Genomic DNA, 4,150 nt, shown 5'->3' with positions numbered 1-4,150 from the left:
CCCCCAACCCGCCCCCCAGAGCCTGCACGCCCTGCTGCGCCAGAAGAAGAAGGAGTCCTGAGATGACCAGCAAAGAGGCCATATTAAGCCGCCTGCGCGGCGCCGCGACCCCCATATCTCACGCTCCCCATGGTTGGCAGCCCTGGCGCGGGGCAGACGACGGCGCGCGGCGCGAGCGCTTTCTTGGCATGATCTGCGCCAGCCACGCCGAGATCCTCACCGTCACGGAGGCGACCCTGGCCCGAGATCTGGCTGCCTGGCTGGATGGGGAACAGATTCAGACGTTGGCCTGCGGCCAGGGGGGCCGCTGGCAGGAGGCCGCCCTGGCCGCTTGCGCCGGGCGCTCTATGTTGACTCCCTCTGGCGAGTTCGCCAGCTGGAAGGAAGCGCTGTTTGATCAGATGCAGGCCGGCATCACTCACTGCGCGGGGGCCATCGCCGATACCGGGACGCTGGTGCTGCTACCCGATGGCGGCGAGCCGCGCACCCTCTCCTTGGTGCCCCCCTGCCATATCGCCCTGCTGGCGGCCTCCACCATCGCCGACAACCTGGCGGGGCTGGTGAATGCCGGGCGCTGGCAGCAGGCCATGCCCACCAATTTGCTGCTGGTCTCCGGCCCCTCCAAGACCGCCGATATCCAGCAGACCCTGGCCTACGGCGCCCATGGCCCGAGCCGCCTGCTGGTAGTGCTGGTGGAGGATTGCTGATGAGCTGGAGCCAATTTGACGCCGCCGTGCTTGAGCGCATTCCGCCGGAGCGCTTGGTGACTGACCCGGATCTTCGGCTCGCCCACGGCACGGACGCCAGCTTCTACCGCTTGGTGCCCGAGCGCATCGTGCGCCTCGACTCCCTCGATGAGGTGCGTTTCGTGCTCGGGGTGTGCCGCGAATTGAATTTGCCGTGCACCTTTCGCGCCGCCGGCACCAGCCTCTCGGGTCAGGCCCTGAGCGATTCGGTGCTCATCACCCTGACCGACAGCTGGCGCGGCCACCGCATTTTGGACGATGGCGCGCGCATTGCCCTGCAACCCAGGGTGATCGGCGCCGATGCCAACCGCTATCTGGCGCCTCTGGGGCGCAAGATTGGGCCGGATCCGGCCTCCATCAACGCCTGCAAGCTCGGCGGCATCGCCGCCAACAACGCGAGCGGCATGTGCTGCGGCACCGCCCACAACAGCTATCACACCTTGCACGCCATGACCTTGCTGCTGGCCGATGGCACCGTGCTGGATAGCGGCGATCCGCAAAGCCGCGCCGCCTTTGCGGCCAAGCGCCCAGAGCTGCTCTCCGGGCTCGCCGCCCTGCGCGCCGAGGTGCTGGCCAATACCGAGCTTGCCGCCAAGATCCGCCACAAGTACCGGCTCAAGAACACCACCGGCTACGCCATCAATGCCCTGCTCGACCATGCAGATCCCATCGATATCCTCACCCATCTGATGATTGGCTCGGAGGGAACCCTCGGCTTTATCGCCGAGGTGGTGCTCGACACCGTGCCCGAATACCCCCACAAGGCCTCGGCCCTGCTGGTGTTTCGGGACGCCGAGCAGGCCTGTCTGGCCACCTCGCGCCTGAAAAGTGCCCCGGTGGCGGCGGTGGAGCTGATGGATGGGCGCTCCCTTCGCTCGGTGGCGGGCAAGCCCGGCCTGCCTGACTTTATCAAAGAGCTGGACTTGGCCGCCTGCGCCTTGCTGGTCGAGGTGCATGGGGAATCGAAAGAGGAGCTGGTCGATCGCTGCGAGCAAGTGACGGCCATGGCCGCCGAGTTCGCTCAGGTCGCCTCTGTGCCCTTTACTACCGACAGCGCCGGGCTCTGGGCCATTCGTAAGGGGCTCTTCCCGGCGGTGGGGGCGGTGCGCACCACCGGTACCACCGTCATCATCGAGGATGTCGCCTTTCCCATCGAGCGTCTGGCCGAGGGTGTGGCGGGGCTGCAAGCCCTGTTCGATCGCTTCGAATACGGTGAAGCCATCATCTTCGGCCATGCGCTGGAGGGGAACCTGCACTTCGTCTTTACCCAGGGCTTTGACGATCCGACGCAGGTGGCCCGCTACGGCGCCTTTATGGATGCGGTGGCCGAGCTGGTCGCCGTGCGCTTTGGCGGGTCGCTGAAAGCCGAGCACGGCACCGGCCGCAACATGGCCCCCTATGTGGAGCTGGAATGGGGGTCGGAGGGGATGGCGCTGATGCGCCGCATCAAGGCGCTGCTGGACCCAGCTGGCCTGCTCAATCCCGGCGTCATCATCAACGACGACCCCAACGCCCACCTGGCCCACCTCAAACCCATGCCGGCGAGCGATGCCATCGTCGATCCGTGCATCGAGTGCGGCTTTTGCGAGGCGGTCTGCCCCTCGCGCACCCTGTCGCTCTCGCCGCGCCAGCGTATCGTGCTCTATCGCGAGTTGTCGCGCCGAGGCCGCGCCAATGAGCCCTCCCGCGAGCTGGCCCGGCTGTTTGACTATCAAGGGATGGAGACCTGCGCCGCGACGGGGCTGTGCGCCGATCGCTGCCCGGTGGGCATCAACACCGGCAGTCTTATCAAGAAGCTGCGCACAGACAAATATCAGCGCTTCGTGCCCATCGCCCGCTGGAGCGCCGATCACTTCGCCGGCGTTACCCGCACGGCCCGTGGGGCCCTCGGCCTTAAAGCCATTGCCGGCAAGCTGTTGGGGGAGAAAGCGCTGGCAGGATTGATGGGGAGCGTGCGCAAGCTCAGCGGCCAGCGCACGCCCGCCTGGCTGCCCACCCTGCCGGGGCCGAGCCGCTATCACTGGCCGCCAGGGGAGGGGAGCCATGGCGGATCCAGCGAGCGGGCTGTGGTCTATCTGCCGTCGTGCGCCAGCCGGGTATTCGGCCAGCAGGAGGGAGCCCCGTCACTGCCGGACGTGGTGTTATCCCTGCTCAATAAAGCGGGTTGCCGGGTCATAGTGCCGACGGGGGTTGAGGGGCTCTGCTGCGGCATGCCCTATGACAGCAAGGGGATGAGTGAGGTGGCACAGGCCAAGCGTAATGAGCTGGCCGAGGCCCTGTGGCAGGCAAGCGAAGCCGGCCGCTGGCCCGTGCTGCTCGACACCAGCCCCTGCGTGCAGCGGCTGCTCTCGGGGGCGCTCGGCAAGGGGCTTCGGGTGTTTGAGCCCTCCGCCTTTGTGCTCGAACACCTGCTGCCCCATCTCGACCTTGTTCCGATTGATGAGACCGTGATGCTCCATATCACTTGTAGCAGCCGGCGCATGGGACTGGGGGAGAAGATGCTGGCGGTGGCCCGCGCCTGTGCCCGCGAGGTGATCGTCCCTGAGCATATCCAGTGCTGCGGCTTTGCCGGCGACAAGGGGTTGATGACCCCGGAGCTTAACGCCGTCGCCTTGGCCTGCCTGCCCGCTCAGGTGCCTAAGGATTGCCGGCAGGGATTCAGCAACAGCCGCACCTGCGAGATGGGGCTCAGCCAGCACGCCGGCATTCCCTATCACAGCATCCTCTATCTGGTGGATCAGGCGGCGAGATAAATAACCCCTGGCAGAATATATTCTGTCAGGGGGCTTATTTTAAAACTAAAACAGTTATGCAAGGTAGCTTTTTATATGGGAGTTGCACATCAATACTGAATTCATCAGAACTAAGAGCTCGCTCTATCTTTTGCTCTGGCAATATAATTCATTCCTGTTAATTCTGACTTCAAAAACTCATCATCTAATAACTGTAGAAAATAAGAGCAGCGCTGTATGCTATTTAAGTCAAACTGATTCCCATCTGCCGTTAGCTTGAGCTTATTTTCATAGAAAGATTTACTCATAGCGAATGAGATAATTTCTTCGTTAGATAATTCTTGCTCGATAACAGCTGAGTTTTTGAAAACCTTGACAAATTTCCTTGCAAAGTGAGTCTCATTCTTTAGCCGTTTATTAAATTTTTCTAAATTATGGACAAGGCCACGTGATTCAATACTTGAAGAGTATTGCTCTGCCTTAGTATGTATTATTTTGTCAAACCCTAACTCTTTCTCAAATGCATTAATGTTGTTTATTAAATAGCTTTGCCCTATTTTAGCAAAGATAAAATTGTTGTTTAGTCTCAAAACATCATCTGTCATTTTTACAACTCGGGTTTTATGGGTGGTAAAAAAAACGCCTTTCCCCGACCTGATTACCCATGATTAG

3 protein-coding genes are annotated in these 4,150 nt (G+C 61.5%); 2 read left to right on the top strand and 1 reads right to left on the bottom strand.

Annotated features, from left to right (window positions below; all coding sequences use genetic code 11):
* Positions 1 to 62: 62 nt before the first annotated feature.
* Together BN1134_RS18540 and BN1134_RS18535 are read left to right on the top strand one after the other, a co-directional pair.
* On the top strand, positions 63 to 707 hold the full coding sequence (locus tag BN1134_RS18540) for a LutC/YkgG family protein (protein ID WP_042049023.1): 645 nt from the start codon (positions 63 to 65) through the stop codon (positions 705 to 707).
* Positions 707 to 3,499, top strand: a complete 2,793-nt coding sequence (locus BN1134_RS18535; RefSeq protein ID WP_042049021.1) for an FAD-binding and (Fe-S)-binding domain-containing protein — start codon at positions 707 to 709, stop codon at positions 3,497 to 3,499. The genes BN1134_RS18540 and BN1134_RS18535 overlap by 1 nt, the downstream gene beginning before the upstream one ends.
* A gap of 110 nt (positions 3,500 to 3,609) precedes the next feature.
* On the opposite strand, the gene BN1134_RS19495 is transcribed toward BN1134_RS18535, so the two are convergent.
* A complete protein-coding gene (locus BN1134_RS19495) occupies positions 3,610 to 4,137 on the bottom strand; it encodes a Kiwa anti-phage protein KwaB-like domain-containing protein (RefSeq protein ID WP_084214868.1) in 528 nt (175 codons plus the stop codon).
* Positions 4,138 to 4,150 lie beyond the last annotated feature (13 nt).

Source organism: Aeromonas simiae, from assembly GCF_000820125.1.
Classification (GTDB): Bacteria; Pseudomonadota; Gammaproteobacteria; order Enterobacterales; family Aeromonadaceae; genus Aeromonas; species Aeromonas simiae.
Note: the sequence above shows the minus strand (reverse complement) of the source record. Positions and strands in the feature narration are given on the sequence as shown.

Bases quoted from the DNA above. Each gene is read 5' to 3' on its own strand.
- BN1134_RS18535 (WP_042049021.1), top strand. From the start codon at position 707: ATGAGCTGGAGCCAATTTGACGCCGCCGTGCTTGAGCGCATTCCGCCG.
- BN1134_RS18540 (WP_042049023.1), top strand. From the start codon at position 63: ATGACCAGCAAAGAGGCCATATTAAGCCGCCTGCGCGGCGCCGCGACC.